The sequence below is a fragment of the Pseudoalteromonas sp. SG44-17 genome, assembly GCF_014164235.1.
In the GTDB taxonomy this organism is placed as follows: domain Bacteria; phylum Pseudomonadota; class Gammaproteobacteria; order Enterobacterales; family Alteromonadaceae; genus Pseudoalteromonas; species Pseudoalteromonas rhizosphaerae.
Genome location: NZ_JACJEV010000014.1, coordinates 69,833 through 89,222 on the forward strand (window position 1 = coordinate 69,833; position 19,390 = coordinate 89,222).

Genomic DNA, 19,390 nt, shown 5'->3' on the forward strand with positions numbered 1-19,390 from the left:
GAGTTTCTATGAGCGTTAATACGCACAACATCCAATTAATCAATAACCAATGGCAAACTGGCTTAGGTCATGATTTCTGTTCAATAAACCCAAGTAACGGGGACATTGTTTGGCAAGGTAAAGCGGCAAGTAAAGAACAAGTAGACGCAGCCATTAAATCAGCTCGTCAGGCACACATTACATGGGCAAATACCCCAATTACAGAGCGTATTGCGGTTCTTGAACGTTTTGTCAGCCAGCTAAAAGAAAATAGCGAAGAGTTTGCGACTATCATTGCCCGCGAAACAGGTAAACCACTATGGGAAACACGCACCGAAGTGGGTGCTATGACAGGCAAAGTGGCGATCTCAATAAAAGCTCATAATGAACGAACAGGCACTACTGAAAATCCAATGCCCGGCGCTAAAGCTTTTATTCGTCATAAGCCGCATGGAGTAGTGGCTATTTTTGGCCCTTATAATTTCCCAGGCCACCTCCCTAATGGTCATATAGTACCGGCAATTTTAGCGGGTAATACCGTCGTATTTAAACCATCTGAGCTAACCCCACTTGTTGCTCAATACACACTTGAGTTATGGTTAAAAGCAGGCCTGCCAGCTGGGGTGATCAACCTTATTCAGGGTGAAGTTGACACCGGTATTGCACTTGCTAGCCACCAAGATACCGATGGGTTGTTTTTTACTGGCAGCTCAAACACAGGTCATTTATTACATAAGCAGTTTGCTGGACATCCAGGTAAAATTTTAGCGCTAGAAATGGGGGGGAATAATCCGCTCATAGTTAAAGATGTGGCTGACGTAAATGCTGCCGTGCATGATATTATCCAATCCGGCTTTATAACTTCTGGCCAGCGCTGTACGTGCGCCCGTCGGGTATTTATTGCAAATACAGCTAATGGTAATGCTATTTTAGAAAAGCTGATCACCGCAACTAAAAGTATTAAAGTTGCAGACAGCTTTAGCGAAGAACAACCTTTCATGGGGGCTATGATCAGCGAAAAAGCAGCGCTTGGGATGGTCGCCGCTCAGCAACAATTGATTGATATGGGAGCTGAACCTTTAGTTGAACTAAAACACTTAAAACCAGGCACTGGTTTTGTAAGCCCTGGTATTATCGATGTAACAAATGTGGCCAGCATCGCAGATGAAGAACACTTTGGCCCATTAATTAAAATTTATCGCTATAGCGACTTTGACAGTGCAATTGTGGAAGCGAACAATACCTCATTTGGTTTATCGGCTGGGCTTTTAAGTGACTCAAGTGAAGATTATGAGCACTTCTTAAAACATATTCGCGCCGGTATTGTTAACTGGAATCGCCCAATTACCGGTGCATCAAGTGCCGCGCCATTTGGTGGTATTGGTGCCAGTGGTAACCACAGAGCGAGCGCCTATTACGCCGCAGATTACTGCTCATACCCAGTAGCCTCTGTTGAAGCACCAAGCGTTAGTTTACCAAGTACCCTTGCGCCGGGCTTAATTATTGAATAATCAGTCTGCAGCTTAACGGCTGCAGAAATTAAATTAAGGAATTAAAAATGCACACAGATGTAAATGCCCTTTTTGACAACTTATGGCAAAACTACCTAGCGGTAACACCGTCAGCTGTAAAAGTTCATGAGCTATTAGGCTCGACACAACAAGATGATGTGATCAACGACCATATTGCACTACGCACTTTCAATCATGAAAAAATTGGTCTGGAAAAGTTAGCCGCCCATTTCTTAGCCGTCGGTTATAAAGAATGTGGTGAATATCATTTTGAAGCTAAAAAATTGTATGCTAAACATTATGAGCATAGCGATCCAAAGCAACCAAAAGTATTTATTTCTGAATTACTTGTAGAGCAATGTTCTGAGCAACTGCAAGCCATCGTTAATGAGCTGGTTGCCAGCATAGATGCAGATGCCGTAACCGCAGAAAACTTCTTATACTCAGGCACCCATTGGCAAGTAAGCTCTGAAACTTATAAACAGTTACTCGCTGAAAGCGAATATGCAGCGTGGATGTCAGCATGGGGTTACCGTGCTAATCATTTCACCGTGAACATTAATGAACTTGCCAAATTTGATAAAATTGAAGACGTTAACCAAGCGCTTAAAGATGCCGGTTTTGCCCTTAATATTTCAGGCGGTGAAGTAAAAGGCTCACCTGAGGTATTACTTGAGCAATCATCAACCCTTGCCGATGACTTTGCCGTAGAGTTTAGTGACACGACGATGAGCGTACCTAGTTGTTTTTATGAGTTTGCCCTGCGTTATGCGAAACCTGATGGTGAACTATATACCGGTTTCGTTGCTGCATCGGCCGATAAAATCTTTGAAAGCACCAATGCACGTTAATTAATCTAGATTCAGATCATAAGTGCATGTGTTTAAAGCTGGGTGCTTACTGGCTGATTTCATAAAGTACTTAGCTGTACGATAGAAAAAACGCAGTTGTAATGAACAACTGCGTTTTTATTGTTTTTATACTAGGATTATGAGTCACTATATAAATAGTGGTTTATAGTCGTTTTCTAACTGTTCAAATGACAAATCACCAATAAAACGGCCAAAACTAAGCCACGTTGCTAAACCACGTAAATCTTTAAAATGTGGTGGAACAAACTTAGGGTCTTCAATTACACCTAAATCATGTAATTGCGATATTAGTCTAAAGTCATCAATCGAGATTTTACCCACTAACAGCAAAGGTAATTGATCGATGCGGCCAAGTTGTATCGCAACCCGAATTAAATTGTAAACCAATACAAACCCTTTGATATAAGCGATATCTTTAGTAAATGGCAACCCTGTTGCGGTACTGCCACGAAATACTCGCTGGGCCAATGTATAGCTCTCATCTTTACTCAAGCCTTGGGCAACATAATCACGATATATATCAACAAACTCAGCCCCATCAATTACCTTGGTCACCGCTTGAATACGATTTACTAACTTCGCTAAACGTCGAGGTGTTGATTTAAGGGTGATGATTTCGGTTAGTACTGCCAGCCCCTCTTGTGTCACTGTTGAACTTGGCGTGCCTTTACTTAAACAGGTTAAGTATGGCTGAGCTAAACCATTTTGCGTTGTACCGACGTGGATCCAGCCCTCATGTACTTCTAAAATATCAAGCTCTCGTTGAGAAAACTTTACATCTTGATTTAGCTTAATATTATTAGCACCAGCAGCTGCATCACTGACGATCCCATCACTAATGACCACTTCAACATCGATACCTGGCATGCTTAAACGTACTTGTTCAGCTAGAATCCGAACGGCTTCATCAGCATCTATATTTTTAGGATCATCAGGTAAAATATCGGCCGCTAATAGATTTTTGAGCGGTAACTCAAGCATATTTGCAAGCTCTGATAACGATGGCTCACCGGCATGAAATAAATCTTTTGGATGACCAAACAACTCTACAGATAAATCATGAAATTCAGCAGTGCCACGGTATTCAAGCATACTCAATACCGTTTTGTACTCGCTGCACATTTTACTCATATATTGAGCGATAGGATTGAGTTGCCCAAGCTGGCTAATGATATTACGGTTTAGATCAGAAAATGCTTGGCGTAGCTCGCTAGGTACAAAACCTAGATCCCGTTGCTGATAATAGGCTTTATCAACCAGTGGGTTTTTTTGACATTTTTGTCTAAAAAACTCTTCTTTTATGCTTTTATCCCAATTTATCGCATCTAAGATGCGGATCGGGGTTTGTAGGGCGATTAATCGATCTGATAACTCGCGAGTTTTAAGTAATAACGCCTTATCTATCATGCTCTAAGCTCACTGATGAATGAGCCTAGAGGATAGGCTAGATTTGCTCGTTTTCAAAGCAAATTATTACTTACTTTGCAAATTTACAGGGCTAGAAAAATCGCTGATACGATTGACCATGTGTCCATTTTTATAAATGACCAAGGTAGGCACACTACTGATTTTATTATCAATAAATAAATCATTACCGTGATCAATGTACACCGGATGTATGACTTTAAATTTTTCGATATATTCATCAACAGCTGCTTGATCTGTCCATAATTGGCTAACCCTAGCTTCAGTATCAATTCCCTGATTGGTTAATAGATTGATTTGCTTTTGAGCTGCGGCACAGTTTGTTGCCATCTTCGGGCGAGTGTCAGCTAAATACCAATCACACCACGTTGCCGTATATAATATTGCCTTTAAGCCATGCTCTGGAATAACTAAAGCAGTCGCAGCTTGCTTATTACCTTCATCTAACAAGCGTGGCTTTGCCACCACGCCGTCATGTGATAATAATCGCACTGTATTATCAAGTGCTTTATCTGCTTCATGGCCTTGAAAAATAACTTTGCCCGTTTTATCGAGTAATACATGAAAAGGAGTGCCTATAAATTGATAATGCTGAGCAACTTTTGCGGTATGATCACTCATGATCGGCATGGTTAAATTAAACTCTTTTTTAACAGCTGCAACAGCAGTAGGATCATCATTTAGATCAATGTTAATCGCTATTGTATCAATTGTATCTCCATACTGTTCATAGGCCTGCTGAAAGTGTGGCATTTGCTCCATACACGGTTTACACCAAGTCGCCCAAAATTTTAAATACACAGGCTTTTTGCCAACGATTTTATTCAGCTCGAACAGTTCACCCTGTTGGTTTTTTAAAACCAAATTTGACTCATTTGCTAACAAATGTTGACTGCATGAAAAGTACAAAAAGACCCACAACAGCTTAATATATTTAGACTTCATCATTGTTATCCCTAAAATAAATTCACCTTAGCATGGTCGTTTTCTCAGCAGATTGTAATTTTGCGACATCGGTGAACTTTTCGATCATTTATCATTACATGGTATAAACTAAATAGAGTTAGGTTTCGTATCAATTTAATTATCAAAGCAACTTTTGGAGTAGTGATGAAAAATGACATCGAAGGAAAACAAATATTAGCTGTCTATGAGCAGATCATCCAACATGGTGAGATAAATAATGAAGGGAAACACTATAAAGGATTAACCGCATTTTCAGATATTGATGGTTATACCATTTATCTTAAAGGCAGTGGCGTATTGCTCAGATTTGGTTTTCACAACACCTATCATCTCGATTATGAACATGAGAAGCATAAAGATGACTTCCTTAAAAAGCTGGAAAATATAATCAATGAGGTGTAATTGTGTATAACAGCAAACCCCGCATTCGCCCAGCTAACAAGCACAACCAACATACAGATTTTATAGCCAAGGTTGTGCAAGAATTACGCGACGATGAAAGTAAGCTTGCCATAATTAAAGGTAATCTTGAGGAGTATCGGCAACAACGGTTCCTGAAGCGAGGGTTTTTAACTGCAATCGAACGATTCGACTGGGTGTTTGAAGCTTCTGATAATATTGAAGATATTTGTCAGCAAATCTTAGCGGATGACTATATTGGCCAGCGATTACGTCGCTATCCATTACTTTTCAAAGGAATTCTATAGCCTAATTGACAGTTTATCGTACCCATCTGGTAAACCACCGTTTATTGATGATAATAATGCTTAAAAATGATAGATTGCGGAAATTTTAAATTTTAAGAGCCTTGCTATGTCAAAAGCCGTCGACACTGCCGACTCATCGAGTGAAGAAAAACAATCGGGATTATTTAACCGATTTTTAGCCTCTGTTGAGTTTTTGGGGAATATGTTACCCCACCCAATCACCTTGTTTGCCCTATTTTGTGTGGCCATTATTGTTTTCAGTGGTATTGCTGATTGGTTTGGATTAACTGCAATTGATCCTCGCCCAATTGGCTCCGCAGGTCGTGAAGCTGACGGCGTTATCGAAGTTGTGAGTCTATTAAGTGCTGAAGGCTTACAACGTATCGTCACCGGTCTTGTTACTAATTTTACTAGTTTTGCCCCTTTAGGCACTGTGCTTGTTGCACTATTAGGTGTCAGCGTTGCCGAACATTCAGGGCTATTATCTGCTGCAATGCGTGGCATGGTAATGGGGGCATCAAAACGCTTAGTTACTTTTATGGTGGTATTTGCCGCTATATTATCTAATACCGCATCTGAACTTGGTTATGTTGTATTAATCCCTTTAGCCGCAATGATCTTCCATAGTTTAGGGCGTCATCCTTTAGCCGGCTTAGCCGCGGCTTTTGCTGGTGTATCAGGTGGTTACAGTGCTAATTTATTGTTAGGTACGATTGATCCATTGCTTGCAGGTATTACGACTCCGGCAGCACAAATGATTGATCCAACTTACCAAGTTGGCGCTGAAGCAAACTGGTATTTTATGATGATTTCAGTTTTATTGATTGCCGTATTAGGCACCATCGTTACTGAAAAAATTGTTGAACCCCGCCTTGGAAAATACAACCCCGACGATGCCAGTGCTGATCTGGCGCAGAATAATATAGAAGGCTTAACTGCTAAAGAAAAATCAGGCTTAAAATGGGCTGGATTTTCTTTATTGTTAGTATCACTACTACTTGCTTGGACAATCGTGCCTGCAGATGGCATTTTGCGCCATCCTGAAACAGGCTTATTTGCCCACTCGCCTTTTTCTAAAGGGATTGTGGTATTTATTTTTATTACCTTTGGTATACCAGGTTTCGTTTATGGCCGTGTAGTAGGCACCATGAAAAATGATAAAGACGTGATCAACGCAATGAGCAAAAGTATGAGCTCAATGGGCATGTACATTGTATTAGTATTTTTTGCCGCGCAGTTTGTTGCCTTCTTTAAATGGACTAACTTAGGGACTATTTTAGCCATAAATGGCGCTGCTATGTTACAAGCCCTCAATCTGACTGGTCCTGAAGTATTTGTGTTATTTATATTAATGTGTGCATTAGTTAATCTAAGCTTAGGTTCTTCATCTGCACAATGGGCAATCACTGCGCCAATATTTGTACCTATGCTCATGTTGATTGGCTATGCGCCAGAGACCATTCAGGCGGCTTATCGGATTGGTGATTCTGTCACGAACTTGATCACCCCAATGATGAGTTACTTTGGCTTGATCCTCGCCGTTGCCACTAAATATAAAAAAGACATGGGAATAGGCACTTTAGTCGCCACCATGCTGCCTTATAGTATGATTTTCTTTGTCGGTTGGGTTGCTCTGTTTTATTTGTGGGTGTTTGTATTTGGTCTGCCAGTAGGGCCTGGCTCACCAATTTATTACACACCTTAATAACCGATAAATAATGCCAGCTGTTGCTGGCATTATTATTGAGTAACTCTAACCTGTTTGAAAAACTAAACTATCTGCTTTAATAATAGTAACTACTTATACAATTGCCACATTACTAGCAACTTCAACGAGATCTAAAATTATGAAAATAGTATTTTTTATTATCACTTTAGCATGTTCTTTGATCAGCATAACAAGTTATGCGCAGCCACTCCCATCAGTAAATATAAAGTCCGTTGCATTAACTAATTATGCGAACCCGCAACAACACATCTATACTGCAGGACAACCTTCTAAAGAGCAATTTCAGCAGCTTGCAAAGCAAGGTATAAAGTATGTGATTAATTTACGCGGGGATGGGGAAAATAATTGGGATGAACAGGCTTTAGTGACCAATTTAGGACTGCAATACTTTTCACTGCCCATTTCATCAAGAGCCGATATCAATATTGAAAATGCAAAAAAGCTGCAGCAATTATTAGCGCAAGCATCTGAGAGCCCAACATTACTGCATTGTGCAAGTGGTAACCGAGTTGGTGCACTGATTGCACTTTATAACGCAATAGAGCTTAACCAACCAATTGAAAAAGCGATTGAAACAGGTAAGCAATGGGGCTTACAAGGTCTTGAACCTGTGGTAAGAGACGCCATAGCAACCTATAAAATAAAAGAGCATTAAAATAACACGTTAGCTATGTTAAAATGTTTAACTATTTTGTTTAACTTTAAATGGATTTAACAATGAAAAATATCTTTCTGTTACTCAGTTTATTCTGCACTTGTAGCTACGCGATAGAATTACAAAAATATCCTCTTGTACTTGAGTCATCAAGTGGCGAGCAAGTGACTATTATTAATACCCTTGATAACAGCCAAGCATTGGTCAAAGTCGTTGGGGTAAATAGTCCTATTGACGAAGTGGTTTTTTTAACCGCTCTGAAACCTCACGGAAGTATACAAGCTTACAAATACACGTTTGACGGGGAACAGCGAGCACTCGTCACGAAAGAGCAAGGTTATAGCTGTTGTAGCTACACACTATATTTGCCAAATAGCCGCCAAGCAATTTATTTGAGTGAACTAAAAGATAAGCGAGCAAAAGGAATAAGCGAAGATACCTATGCACAATATATAAGCCAACTTGAGCAAGATATTCAGTTAAAACTAGCTAAGTTTGATCGCGATAATGCAATTAAACAATCACAAATCGCACTTACTGACGCTAGTAAAGAGCTAAATTTACAGTGTGAGAAAGACATAGCCACCTCAGTAAATTGGCAAGCACTTGATGATAAAACCTTACAAACTTATGCCGTTGGCGCATATTGTGCACAAGTAGCCAACTCATTAGCAAAGCAATGCCAACAATCAGCTAAATTTAAAGCTAAAGTACAACAATTTAATCAGGTTGATTGTGAATTTAGTAATGAACTAAAACTGCGTCATACCGACTCATTAATCAAATTTACTACAGCGCCAAAAGCACCAAACCAACAACAGTTTGTTGATGCATATTTTCGTAATTTATAGCAATAAAAAAAGCCCTTAGTTAAATACTAAGGGCTTTTTTAAAATGTAATTTAAAGCTGCCATGCATAACTTAATTTAGTAAAGAAAGTACGTTGATCGCGTTCTATACTTTTTAATGAGTCATCTTGATAGCCTTTATCTGAATAACCCAAGTAAAATAATGTTTGTGCGTTAATTTTATATGAGTAAACAAGCTGACTGCCATAATCTCGGTTGATGTGATTTACAGCAAAGTAATAAGCATTTTGATTTCGGTCGATATCTTCAAACTGTAAAATCAGTTTCAGCATCGAGCGCATATTAAATTTATAATAAATTCGTAAATCGGTTAGATTCGCTGTAAATACATTTTCACCTTGTGGGTTATCTAAACGGCTATAACTGTGTTCAAGCTGTAGTTGCCAATGATCATTGATGTCCCAGGTAAGTTCTGGCTCTAGAGTAAATAAATCACCTAACTGCTCATTACTGTAATCTATTTTACTACCAAACTCACTATAGAGCGTAATACGTAAATCTTTGCTTGGGTTAAAACCACCATAAATAAAGCCGATATTTTGATTATAAAAATCATCTTTATAGCTCTCATTACGATGGATCAAACCAAACTCTAAGGATGACTGTAATTGGCCTTTTAAAAAAATATACCCTTCGTACTCTTCTTCAAGCAAGCTACCATCTTGCGCCCAGGTTTTGTCCCAATCAACATTATAAGAATATTCGGTTATCATCTCACTTGCGTCTAAGTACCAAGTTTGCCCGCCGCCTAGTAACACTTTTTTATAATCTACTTTTCCTTGATAGCCAACATCGGTACGATAATCCTCACCAATATCTTCGTAACTGGCAAGTAGCTTATAATCCCGTTTCTCGCGAGCAAACTCGATCTTATAAGCTTGATCAGATTGATTTTTCTCCAAGCCATAATTATCAGTTAAAAAAGCGGAGTTTTTAGTATCAGAGGTAGCAACTTGATACAACACACTATCTGTTTGATTAAACCAATAACTACCATCTACCGACAGTACGGTATTGTGATAGTCATTCGCTTCACGGTGGGTGCTCATCACCCCAATAGTGCCCTGCTCGCCAATGTCGTATTGATATCGGCCAACCGCTGACTTTGATTTTTCAGCTAAATTAGCAAAGCCAGAACCTTGGTTAGTCGGTAAAAAAAGACTGGTATTTTCATCATCGGCATACATAAAAGCATAACTATGTGCATCTGTTTTACCGGTTATTTTGGCGCCAATTTCAGGCTCGGCAATTGTACGAGTATATAAAAGCTCAAATAAACTGCTTTTGAAATACGATGCACCATCTAAAAAGAACGGGCGTTTCTCAGCATAATAAATAGAGTATGTGGTATTGACATCCAACTCTAAACTATCGGTCTCTACTTGCGAGAAATCGGGATTAATTGTGGCATTAATAACCGCATCTTGGCTGATCCCCCAACGTAAATCGAGTCCAGCTTCAGTCTCAATATCACCATTTTGCCAATCCCCTGGTACAGCCTCTTTCACATCATTGCGAAGAGCGGTCAAGGTCGGTGTTAATTGAATATTTTTGCTCGGCTCCATGGCATTAAAGCCTGTTATTTTATCAAACTGGCAAAAACTGCATTTCACGTCGCGGTCAAAACCTACATTGGATAATTGATATAAAACATCTCGAGGATAATTACGCCACAGCGCAAACCCCCATGTCATATCGGCTTTATTTTTAGGAAAACGCAATGCAGTGAACGGGATGCGCATCTCTACGGTATAACCTTGGTCAGTTATTTGCCCTGCACTGTCCCAAATCGCATCCCACGATGGGTCTTCAGTCCAGCCATCGGTATCGGTCATGCGCATATCACCTTGTGCACCGAGTGGATTTACGTAAAACTCATAACCTGTTCGCTCATCGTTAAAAGTATCAATCATCAATGCGACATTATCATCCGACCATAATGTATCGCGATCTCGAAGTGCTGCACGTATTTGACTGGGATCATTATCATAAGCAACAAAACCAAGATATAAATAGTTGCCATCTTCATAGATATAAGCGTCTGTTTTTACAGGTGGTATGCCTTTTTCGTTGGGTTCATTTTGATAGCGTAAAGGGATTAAAGTGGCTTGTTGCCAGTGCGGTTCGCTCAACTCACCATCAAGATCAATACCTTGATCAATGTGCGCTAAACTAAATTGTTGTTGCTCAGCGTGTGCAAACGTACTACATAAAGCGAAAGCTAAAACCCAGACAGGTAACGTTATTAATTTTATATACTGCATAAACATCCATTTAATACTCAGTTACTCGGATGAGTAAGTTAAGTAGCAATTGTAATTCACGCAGGTACATTTGTTAATAGTTTGATTGTAAAAATGTTATTTTAATTAACTAATCAAGACAAAAAGCTGAGATTTTAGGTCTCAATTAACTTTAATTTATCGGCCACACCATTCCAGGTATCGGCATCTTCAGGGGCTGGTTTTACATCAGTGATACGCGGCCAAATAAGAGCAAGTTCGGCATTCAGTTCGGTGAATTCTTGTTGCGAATCAGGTAATTCATCTTCTTGATAAATTGCTTCAGCGGGGCATTCTGGAACACATAAACCACAATCAATACAATCAATCGGACTGATCGCCAAGAAATTAGGGCCTTCATAAAACGCATCTGCTGGACACACTGCTACACAGTCAGTGTATTTACACTTTATACAGTTTTCAGTTACTACAAATGCCATTTTAACGTTTGCCTAACATATCTTAATACAGCTGGAGATCATACCCAACCACAGCCAAAATACAATAAATAATCGCTGCCATCGAGGCATAAATTAACGTAAAATAGTCCGTTATTGTGAGCAACTCGCGTCAGCGACTGCTAAGACACCTAACAGAGACTAAATATGATACGTTTAACAGAAATTAAGCTGCCACTTGATCATGGCGAAGATGCCATAAAGCAAGCAATTATAACTAAACTTGGCATTGATAACAGCCAACTCCATAGCTTTAATGTCTTTAAACGTGGTTACGATGCCCGTAAAAAAACCGCCATTTTACTTATTTATACCCTCGACATTGAGGTTGATAATGAAGCGCAATTATTAATTCAGTTTGCTAAAGACCAACATGTAAAACCAGCCCCTGACACCAGCTATAAATTTGTTGCTCAAGCACCAGCAACAATTCAAGAACGTCCTGTAGTAATAGGCTTTGGCCCTTGTGGACTGTTTGCTGGTTTAATACTGGCGCAAATGGGATTTAAACCCATTATTTTAGAACGTGGTAAAGAAGTACGTGAACGTACCAAAGACACTTTCGGTTTTTGGCGAAAACGTACTCTAAATACCGAGTCAAACGTGCAATTTGGTGAAGGCGGCGCAGGAACATTCTCTGACGGAAAACTTTACAGCCAAGTTAAAGATCCAAAGCATTATGGTCGTAAAGTAATCACTGAATTTGTAGCTGCGGGCGCACCAGAAGAAATTATGTATGTCAGCAAACCGCATATTGGTACTTTTAAGCTGGTTACGATGATTGAAAAAATGCGTGCAAGTATTGAAGCGCTCGGCGGTGAAATTCGTTTTAGCACCCGCGTTGATGACATCCTACTTGATGATGGCCAAGTAACAGGACTGAAATTATCCTCCGGTGAACAACTTGATACCCGTCATGTTGTGCTTGCGGTAGGTCACAGCGCACGTGATACATTTAAAATGGTATACGATAAAGGGATTTACGTTGAAGCAAAACCGTTTTCAGTTGGTTTTAGAATTGAGCACAAACAATCTATGATCGATGAATGCCGTTTTGGTGATAATGCTGGTAACCCGATTCTTGGCTCTGCAGATTACAAACTGGTTCACCATTGTCACAGCGGCCGTACTGTTTACAGTTTTTGTATGTGCCCAGGCGGTACTGTGGTTGCAGCAACCTCTGAAGAAGGTCGCGTGGTAACGAATGGCATGAGTCAGTATTCTCGCAGCGAACGCAACGCTAACAGTGCCATTGTTGTGGGGATTTCTCCTGAAGAAGATTTCCCAGGTCATCCATTAGCCGGTATTGATCTGCAGCGAAAACTAGAAGAGCAAGCCTTTGAACTAGGTGGTAGTAATTACGATGCACCAGCACAGTTAATTGGCGACTTCTTAAAAGGTAAAGATTCAAGTGACTTAGGCGATGTAAAGCCTTCATACACACCAGGTATCAAACTCACTGATCTAGCAAATGTGTTACCTAAATATGCAATTGATGCCATTCGTGAAGCAATTCCTGCATTTAATAAGCAAATTCGTGGTTTTTCATCAAACGATGGCTTATTAACTGGCGTTGAAACCCGTACTTCATCACCAATTTGCATTAAACGAGATAAAAGCATGCAAAGTATCAATACCCAAGGCCTATACCCTGCCGGTGAAGGTGCGGGTTATGCAGGTGGTATTCTTTCCGCAGGCATTGACGGTATAAAGGCCGCTGAAGCATTAGCGTTATCTATGCTTGAGAAAAATAGCTAAGTAGTTTTTCACTGTTCACAAAAAAGCCTCATTTATTGAGGCTTTTTGGTGTTAATGACTTAACTTATACCATTATTTCTTTAACGAAAGTTTGGCACCTTTGAGGGTTTTACGTACGTTTGAGATACGTGAACGGTTTTTAGCTCGCGCTTCACCAGTTGCTTGACCTGATGGTTTATTTGAATGGCTACGACGCAAATGCGATGGTTTTTTGCCAATTTTATCAATCAGTACTTCACGGTTACTTACTTCATAACCCGGCAAGTATTCACGCTGAATTTTTTGACCGATTAAGGTTTCAATTTCAAACAACATATTTTCTTCTTCGCGGCTAACAAATGAGATTGCTTGACCTTGTTTACCGGCACGACCTGTACGACCAATACGGTGTACGTAATCTTCAGCAAGCCATGGTAAGTCAATATTAATTACACGTGGTAGGTCATCAATATCAATCCCGCGAGCGGCAACTTCTGTAGCCACAAGCACACGTACTTTACCCGCTTTGAAATCACTTAATGCACGACGACGGTTACCTTGGGTTTTATCACCATGGCACACAGCAGCCGGGATACCATCTAAGTTTAATTCTTTAACTAGCTCATCAGCCGTTTCTTTCATGTTGACGAACACTAACACTTGCTGCCAGTTTTTCTTACCGATCAATTCAGAAAGCAGCTCTTGTTTACGGCGCTCTTCAACTGGATAAACCACGTGATGAACGGTTGCAGCAGTGCTGTTGGTTTGATCAACACGGACAATTTCAGCTTGCTTGAGTACTTTGCTAGCAAACTGTTTAATTGCCGCTGGGAATGTTGCAGAGAACAACAAAATTTGGCGATCTTCAGCACAGCCATTGATCACTGTTTGCATATCACCAATAAAGCCCATATCAAGCATACGGTCAGCTTCATCGAGCACAAGATGTTGTACGTCAGCAAGGCTTAGATTACCTAAACGAATATGATCCAGTAAACGACCCGGTGTTGCGACTACGATATCGACACCCGCTTTTAAGCCATTAGCTTGACCTACCGTACTAACACCGCCAAATAAACTCACAGTTTTAAGCTTGGTGTACTTTGCAAAATCAGTAAAATTATTTGCAATTTGCTCTGCAAGCTCACGGGTTGGTGCTAGCACTAAGGCACGTGGTGCATTAGTTTTTGTGTATTCAACTTCAGATAATTTTTGAATAATTGGTAAAGCAAAAGCAGCTGTCTTACCGGTGCCTGTTTGGGCACTGGCTAAAACATCTTTGCCTTTACGTACTGCTGGAATAGCATTACGTTGAATGGGCGTAAGGGTGTGATAGTTAAGTTCATCTAACGCCTGAAGAAGTTCAGGGGCAAAACTAAAAGATTTAAAATTCATGCTGTATAACCTGCGGCCACATTATCAAGGGTCGCAAATTATACAGCAATTTAAGGCAAACAGTTAGTTTTTAAATATATAAACCAACTAGAATTACCTTTTCTCTTCTACAGCCATTTTTGTGTTTGACCTTTTCAAAGCATACTTTGCTAAGCAATAACAACAATGGTTGGCGATCTTTTAAAGCCCAAACTAAATTATGGCAGAATAATTGTATTTTCTAAATTTAATGGTGTGGCTTTAGAGCCACCTACAACAGCAACATCATCAAGTTGATTGATCAACGTAACCCCTTGCGCTTGCTGCTGCTCATTTAATGGCACATAAGGTAATCTAAATACAGGCTTGACTGCACCTGTCATCATCAATGCAGTATTAATTGCAATTGGATTTGGCTCACAGAACAACCAACTGATCAAAGGTTGTAATGACGCGTTCAGCGCATCGCTTTTGCTGTCCATTAATTGACGATACAAGCCAGGAATTAAATTAGAGGTTACCGAGATCACGCCATGCGCTTTATAAGTATGGCGAGCATCATGTGCTTCATCGTCATTACCAGACCAACAAGCAATGCCTTGTTGCTCGTAGTGCTCAATGCGTTCATTACCACCACACTCTTTAACACCTATAAAATTTTCGTGTTGTGCTAACGGTTCAATTATATCAGGGGTTAAATCTTGCCCCGTGCGCCCTGCTACGTTATAGATAAACGCAGGACCAATTGCCAGCACTCGTTTGAAGTGTTCAATTACACCGGCAATCGATGTGCGGCCATAATAAGGGTTAATTTGTAGTGCTGCGTCCATACCGCTGGCAAAGCCATACTCAGTCGCTTTAACGGCTTCGCGGGTATTGTTACTGCCAGTGTTACCAACAATCACCAACTTATCTGCATACTTATTAACGCTGTGCGCAATCAGCATTAAATGCTCTTCCCAGTTCATTAACTGGCCTTCACCTGTGGTTCCACCGACCACAATACCATCAACACCGGCGGCGATTTGCTGTTCAACTAAATAATCATAGGTGGCTAAGTCAATTTCACCACTGGCTAAATAAGGCGTTTTAATTGCTGTGATGAGGCTTGCTTGTTTAATTTGTTCTAGGGTGCGCATAAAAAATTAATCTTAAAAAAACTTGCCGTAGTTGTAACATAAAAGCAGGCGTTTTCCGAGTGTTGCATAACTAATTAATTAAATTACTTGTGTTGTAGAGGTGCTTAGTCCAAAATAAACAACTGTATAAATAAACAGTATATTTATTTTCTAACCTTGAGTGCACTTTTATGCGTTTATCACGATTTTTAGCAACCCATTTTTATCACAGCGAAGAGCTTTGTCATGCCTTAGCAATCGATGAAGATACTCTTGCAATTTGGCAACAAAACGGGTTATTTCCAAAACCCAGTTACTGTATTAAAAATCAGCTTAGTTGTAGCTCTTACTCTGGTTTATATGAATGCGAAGAATACGACGACTTCTATCCAAGAGGATGCGTTAACTGGGGACAAGGCTTAGCCAAGCAAAAAATTGATTCATCCAGTCAAGCCTTCAACTACTTTGCACAACAATACAGTGCAAGTTTAACGAAGCTAGCTCAACAAGGATTTGAATTTAACGAAGAGCTATTTGGTTGTGAATTAGAAGAGCACCTACAACAAGTATGGCAACAATTTTTATGCAGTAAATACGGTGTGCTAACTCAAAATGGCTTAATTGAAGAAATCGCCGCCGTTGATATTGGTCGCTTAGTTGTAGATGATATAACCGAATTACGCACAAAGCCAAACCTCACACAAGCAGAGCGAAGCAAATTACACCCTGCTTTAAAACTATTAAATCGCGCGCTTAGTCATGGTGCAGAACACGAAAAACAACATACCCTTCGTGCCCGTTATATTGATGCACTAGTGCTTAAATATGATTTATCAGTAAAGTGAGCGACAACTAAAAACTCGAGGATTGCTCAAGCCCCTAAGAAGGGCTTAATTTAGTATACACAAAGGCCGCAAGGCGACTTACTGAAGCTTGCATGTAATGTATTGCCTTTATCTGTAAAACATTACAATACCGAGAAGCCCAATTACATACTAAAACAGTCGCTTCGCTTGAAAATTTAGCACTTTAAAAAACGACTTTTTGCTCTACTATTGATGCTCAAACTGACCGCGATATACTTCAAATACTTTTAAAACCGTATGTTGCGCTTTACTAAGGCCATCAAACCAGGCATCAAAAATTTCATCATCTTCTTGATCACTTAATGCCAAATACTGTGCAAGCAATTCAACAATGTCATTATGGGTGCAGCTTAATGGGTCTATTTGTTGTGCTAGGACACTATGATCACGACTACGTAATGTCTCCATAACGCCCTGATCTATTTCCTGACTTTGTTCACTACTATGCTGTTGCTGGGCTGATCCACTCATAATAATCTGACTCCTATTCTTGATTACTTATTATTTATAACAGGCTAATTCCCAATAGCTAGTTTTTTTAAATCAACTGCTGATTTTTTAACTTGTTTGTGTGAATAAACATCAAATCAGCTACTTTACCAACAACTCAAAAATAGTATTTGCAAAGAATTCTTATTTACTATAAATTATAGTGATAATATCACATAACATTAATTTCCAGTAAAAGGCTATTTATGAAACCTAATATTCACCCTGATTACCAAACGGTTGCTTTTCATGACACGGCCGCCGATAGCTACTTTATTATTGGTTCAACAATTAAAACTGATCGAACCGTTGAGTTAGATGGCAAAACATACCCTTACGTACCTATTGATGTATCAAGTGACTCACATCCATTTTATACCGGTAAGCAAAAATCTGTTGCAACAGATGGTCGAGTTGCAGCGTTTAATCGCCGCTTTAAAAACTTAGGGAGCAAATAATCATGAAAGTCTTGAGTTCATTGAAAAGTGCTAAAAACCGCCCGGGATGTCAAATTGTCAAACGCAAAGGACGCGTTTTTGTGATCTGTAAAGACAATCCACGCTTTAAAGCCGTGCAAGGTATGAAAAAGAAAGGAAGAAAATAAACAACTATCACAGACTGTACACCTTGATATAGGCGTACAGTCTATAAGGCTAAACTTAAATACAATCTAACACTACTTACCGAACAACAACTCCCAAAACCCTGGTGGCTCATGCAGTTTATGGTATTGCTTACGGAGCCCATCAATGGCTTTTAACGGTCCTTTGGCTGCATCGAGTCCTTGCTCATTCGCTAATTTTTTTGCAAGTTCAGCTTTTGCGATCACTTTATCTAAACCTTGCAGTGACTGCTCAGCCTCTTTGTGAAAAGTGGCTGTTTTACTTCGCTTAACCAATATCATAAATTCATCGATCGCGGTATTAAACTCCTGTAGTTGTGTTGCTTCAGCAGTATGCTTGAACGCAAGCCCCATATTCTTCATGTTGGCTTCAAGATCTAAATCGTCGTTAGCAAATAAACTCGGAACAAACAGCAGTGCCACAAGACACAGAAATACTTTCATAATAATCCCAACAGTTACAACTCAAAAAATGAAAAATCATTATACACCTCAGCGGCAATGAATATAACCTTACGCGGTGTAAGGATAACAATGATTTTATGTTATAATCGCTGCTTAACGGCGTGACTCTTTTTAGGTTTAGGTTTAATGCAACTATTAAAAATTTATTGGCTGGTCTTATTATTGTGTTTAATAGTTAGCCCTGGTAGCTTCGCCGCATTGAATATTACATTTATAAATCCTGGTTTTGCCAAGCAGCACGATACTTCAGTGAATAGTACCGGTGAATTTTGGTATAAAGTAGCCAGCTCAATGCAAGCTGCTGCAAATGATTTAGATATTAACCTCACCATACATTTCGCAAGCCGTAATCATATCGAAATGAAAGCCTTGATTGCTCAAGCAATAAAATCAAAACCCGACTATTTAATCCTCGTTGATGAAAAAAAAGTACTCAGCGATTATCTGGTCAGCATTAAGACCAATAATATTCCTATCTATTTTTTATTAAACAGACCCGATGAAGTAAAATTACGCATGTTAAAGCAACATAACATTGATGTTATTGGTAGCGTAGTATCCGGTAATCGTGATGGCGGTTATAAATTAGCACAAGCGCTGTATCAGCAACATCAAAAGCGTCATGTGGGTAAAATGAATATCCTCGCATTATTAGGTGATCACACCACACCCGCAGCAATAAAACGACGCGCAGGATTAGATGACTTTTTAGCTACACATCCTGACGTAACAATTGTTGCCGAAGATGTTGCAAACTGGTCTATGGAGCAAAGCTTTTCAAAAACATTAGCTTTTCTCAATGCAGTTCCTAATGTTAATGCTATTTGGTGTGCAAATGATGCAATCGGCTTTGGCGCAATTAATGCTTTAAACACACAACAACGAAGAGAAAGTGCTGTAGTCGGCGGTTTCAACTGGGATAAAGCACCGTTAACTAATATGAACTTAGACGTCTCTATGGGCGGACATGTATTACTAGGGGCGTATGCCATGATAGCTATTTCTGACGAAATAAAAAAACCGCAGCAGTTTTCATTAAAGCATGAAGACCTGACCTTTTTTACTGAAAAAACCCCAAAAGCCCAACAACTAATTGAACACATTAACCAAGGGAAATTACATAAAATAGATTTTTCAAAGTTTTCTCGCAGCCAAGCACACCCATTGAAATTTACTGTAGATAACCTAGCCAAAGAGATCGAAAACGCACTGTAAAGCCCCTTTACAATGCGCTTACAAGTCAATAATTTACAATACTTGCATCGA

At 39.6% G+C, this 19,390-nt stretch carries 20 protein-coding genes; 12 read left to right on the top strand and 8 right to left on the bottom strand.

The features are described from left to right. Positions 1-8 precede the first annotated feature (8 nt). Positions 9-1,490: a succinylglutamate-semialdehyde dehydrogenase gene (astD, locus tag H5182_RS11745; protein WP_182760067.1), complete on the top strand. Its 1,482-nt coding sequence runs from the start codon at positions 9-11 to the stop codon at positions 1,488-1,490. Between the two features lie 47 nt (positions 1,491-1,537). Then, positions 1,538-2,341 (top strand): DUF1338 domain-containing protein, encoded by an 804-nt coding sequence (locus H5182_RS11750; RefSeq protein ID WP_149980151.1) that lies wholly within the window; start codon positions 1,538-1,540, stop codon positions 2,339-2,341. A gap of 147 nt (positions 2,342-2,488) precedes the next feature. On the opposite strand, the gene H5182_RS11755 is transcribed toward H5182_RS11750, so the two are convergent. Both H5182_RS11755 and H5182_RS11760 read right to left on the bottom strand, forming a co-directional pair. Beyond that, the gene (locus H5182_RS11755) at positions 2,489-3,769 is read right to left on the bottom strand and encodes a flavohemoglobin expression-modulating QEGLA motif protein (RefSeq protein ID WP_145235968.1); all 1,281 of its coding nucleotides are present in this window, start codon (positions 3,767-3,769) and stop codon (positions 2,489-2,491) included. Between the two features lie 66 nt (positions 3,770-3,835). Then, positions 3,836-4,735: a redoxin family protein gene (locus H5182_RS11760; RefSeq protein ID WP_182760068.1), complete on the bottom strand. Its 900-nt coding sequence runs from the start codon at positions 4,733-4,735 to the stop codon at positions 3,836-3,838. Between the two features lie 162 nt (positions 4,736-4,897). Between H5182_RS11760 and H5182_RS11765 the strand changes: the two genes are divergently transcribed. The 5 genes from H5182_RS11765 to H5182_RS11785 all read left to right on the top strand — a co-directional run bounded on the left by H5182_RS11765 (position 4,898) and on the right by H5182_RS11785 (position 8,695). After that, on the top strand, positions 4,898-5,155 hold the full coding sequence (locus H5182_RS11765) for a DUF3081 family protein (protein ID WP_149980149.1): 258 nt from the start codon (positions 4,898-4,900) through the stop codon (positions 5,153-5,155). 2 nt (positions 5,156-5,157) lie between these two features. After that, positions 5,158-5,460, top strand: coding sequence for a hypothetical protein (locus H5182_RS11770; RefSeq protein WP_182731582.1), 303 nt, complete (start codon positions 5,158-5,160; stop codon positions 5,458-5,460). Between the two features lie 106 nt (positions 5,461-5,566). Further along, a complete protein-coding gene (locus H5182_RS11775) occupies positions 5,567-7,165 on the top strand; it encodes an AbgT family transporter (RefSeq protein WP_182731581.1) in 1,599 nt (532 codons plus the stop codon). A 142-nt stretch (positions 7,166-7,307) separates the two neighbouring features. Further along, positions 7,308-7,844: a fused DSP-PTPase phosphatase/NAD kinase-like protein gene (locus H5182_RS11780; RefSeq protein WP_145235990.1), complete on the top strand. Its 537-nt coding sequence runs from the start codon at positions 7,308-7,310 to the stop codon at positions 7,842-7,844. A 62-nt stretch (positions 7,845-7,906) separates the two neighbouring features. Further along, on the top strand, positions 7,907-8,695 hold the full coding sequence (locus H5182_RS11785; protein WP_182760069.1) for a hypothetical protein: 789 nt from the start codon (positions 7,907-7,909) through the stop codon (positions 8,693-8,695). A 50-nt stretch (positions 8,696-8,745) separates the two neighbouring features. On the opposite strand, the gene H5182_RS11790 is transcribed toward H5182_RS11785, so the two are convergent. Then, positions 8,746-10,977 carry a carbohydrate binding family 9 domain-containing protein gene (locus H5182_RS11790; protein WP_182731578.1) on the bottom strand — a complete coding sequence of 744 codons (2,232 nt, stop codon included), beginning with the start codon at positions 10,975-10,977 and terminating at the stop codon, positions 8,746-8,748. 134 nt (positions 10,978-11,111) lie between these two features. Beyond that, entirely contained in the window at positions 11,112-11,435 is a 324-nt protein-coding gene (gene fdxA / locus H5182_RS11795; RefSeq protein ID WP_145235999.1) for a ferredoxin FdxA, read from the bottom strand. Positions 11,436-11,600: 165 nt separating this feature from the next. Between fdxA and H5182_RS11800 the strand changes: the two genes are divergently transcribed. Beyond that, on the top strand, positions 11,601-13,211 hold the full coding sequence (locus tag H5182_RS11800) for an NAD(P)/FAD-dependent oxidoreductase (RefSeq protein WP_149980145.1): 1,611 nt from the start codon (positions 11,601-11,603) through the stop codon (positions 13,209-13,211). Between the two features lie 72 nt (positions 13,212-13,283). Here the strand turns inward: H5182_RS11800 and H5182_RS11805 are convergent, their stop codons facing one another. Together H5182_RS11805 and dapA are read right to left on the bottom strand one after the other, a co-directional pair. Next, entirely contained in the window at positions 13,284-14,585 is a 1,302-nt protein-coding gene (locus tag H5182_RS11805) for a DEAD/DEAH box helicase (protein WP_145236005.1), read from the bottom strand. 197 nt (positions 14,586-14,782) lie between these two features. Continuing rightward, complete coding sequence (dapA, locus tag H5182_RS11810) at positions 14,783-15,703, bottom strand: 4-hydroxy-tetrahydrodipicolinate synthase (protein ID WP_145236009.1); 921 nt, start codon at positions 15,701-15,703, stop codon at positions 14,783-14,785. A 170-nt stretch (positions 15,704-15,873) separates the two neighbouring features. On the opposite strand from dapA, the gene H5182_RS11815 reads away from it, so the two are divergent. Beyond that, positions 15,874-16,527 (top strand): DUF6058 family natural product biosynthesis protein, encoded by a 654-nt coding sequence (locus tag H5182_RS11815; RefSeq protein ID WP_145236013.1) that lies wholly within the window; start codon positions 15,874-15,876, stop codon positions 16,525-16,527. A 207-nt stretch (positions 16,528-16,734) separates the two neighbouring features. Here H5182_RS11815 and H5182_RS11820 read toward each other — a convergent pair whose 3' ends face one another. Beyond that, positions 16,735-17,019: a hypothetical protein gene (locus tag H5182_RS11820; RefSeq protein ID WP_182734122.1), complete on the bottom strand. Its 285-nt coding sequence runs from the start codon at positions 17,017-17,019 to the stop codon at positions 16,735-16,737. Positions 17,020-17,243: 224 nt separating this feature from the next. Between H5182_RS11820 and H5182_RS11825 the strand changes: the two genes are divergently transcribed. Both H5182_RS11825 and ykgO read left to right on the top strand, forming a co-directional pair. Beyond that, entirely contained in the window at positions 17,244-17,495 is a 252-nt protein-coding gene (locus H5182_RS11825; protein WP_145236032.1) for a type B 50S ribosomal protein L31, read from the top strand. A 2-nt stretch (positions 17,496-17,497) separates the two neighbouring features. After that, positions 17,498-17,641, top strand: a complete 144-nt coding sequence (ykgO, locus tag H5182_RS11830; protein WP_149980141.1) for a type B 50S ribosomal protein L36 — start codon at positions 17,498-17,500, stop codon at positions 17,639-17,641. Between the two features lie 72 nt (positions 17,642-17,713). Here ykgO and H5182_RS11835 read toward each other — a convergent pair whose 3' ends face one another. Beyond that, a complete protein-coding gene (locus H5182_RS11835; protein WP_182760070.1) occupies positions 17,714-18,103 on the bottom strand; it encodes a cytochrome b562 in 390 nt (129 codons plus the stop codon). Between the two features lie 147 nt (positions 18,104-18,250). Between H5182_RS11835 and H5182_RS11840 the strand changes: the two genes are divergently transcribed. Then, positions 18,251-19,339, top strand: coding sequence for an ABC transporter substrate-binding protein (locus H5182_RS11840; protein ID WP_182760071.1), 1,089 nt, complete (start codon positions 18,251-18,253; stop codon positions 19,337-19,339). The last annotated feature ends 51 nt before the right edge of the window (positions 19,340-19,390 follow it).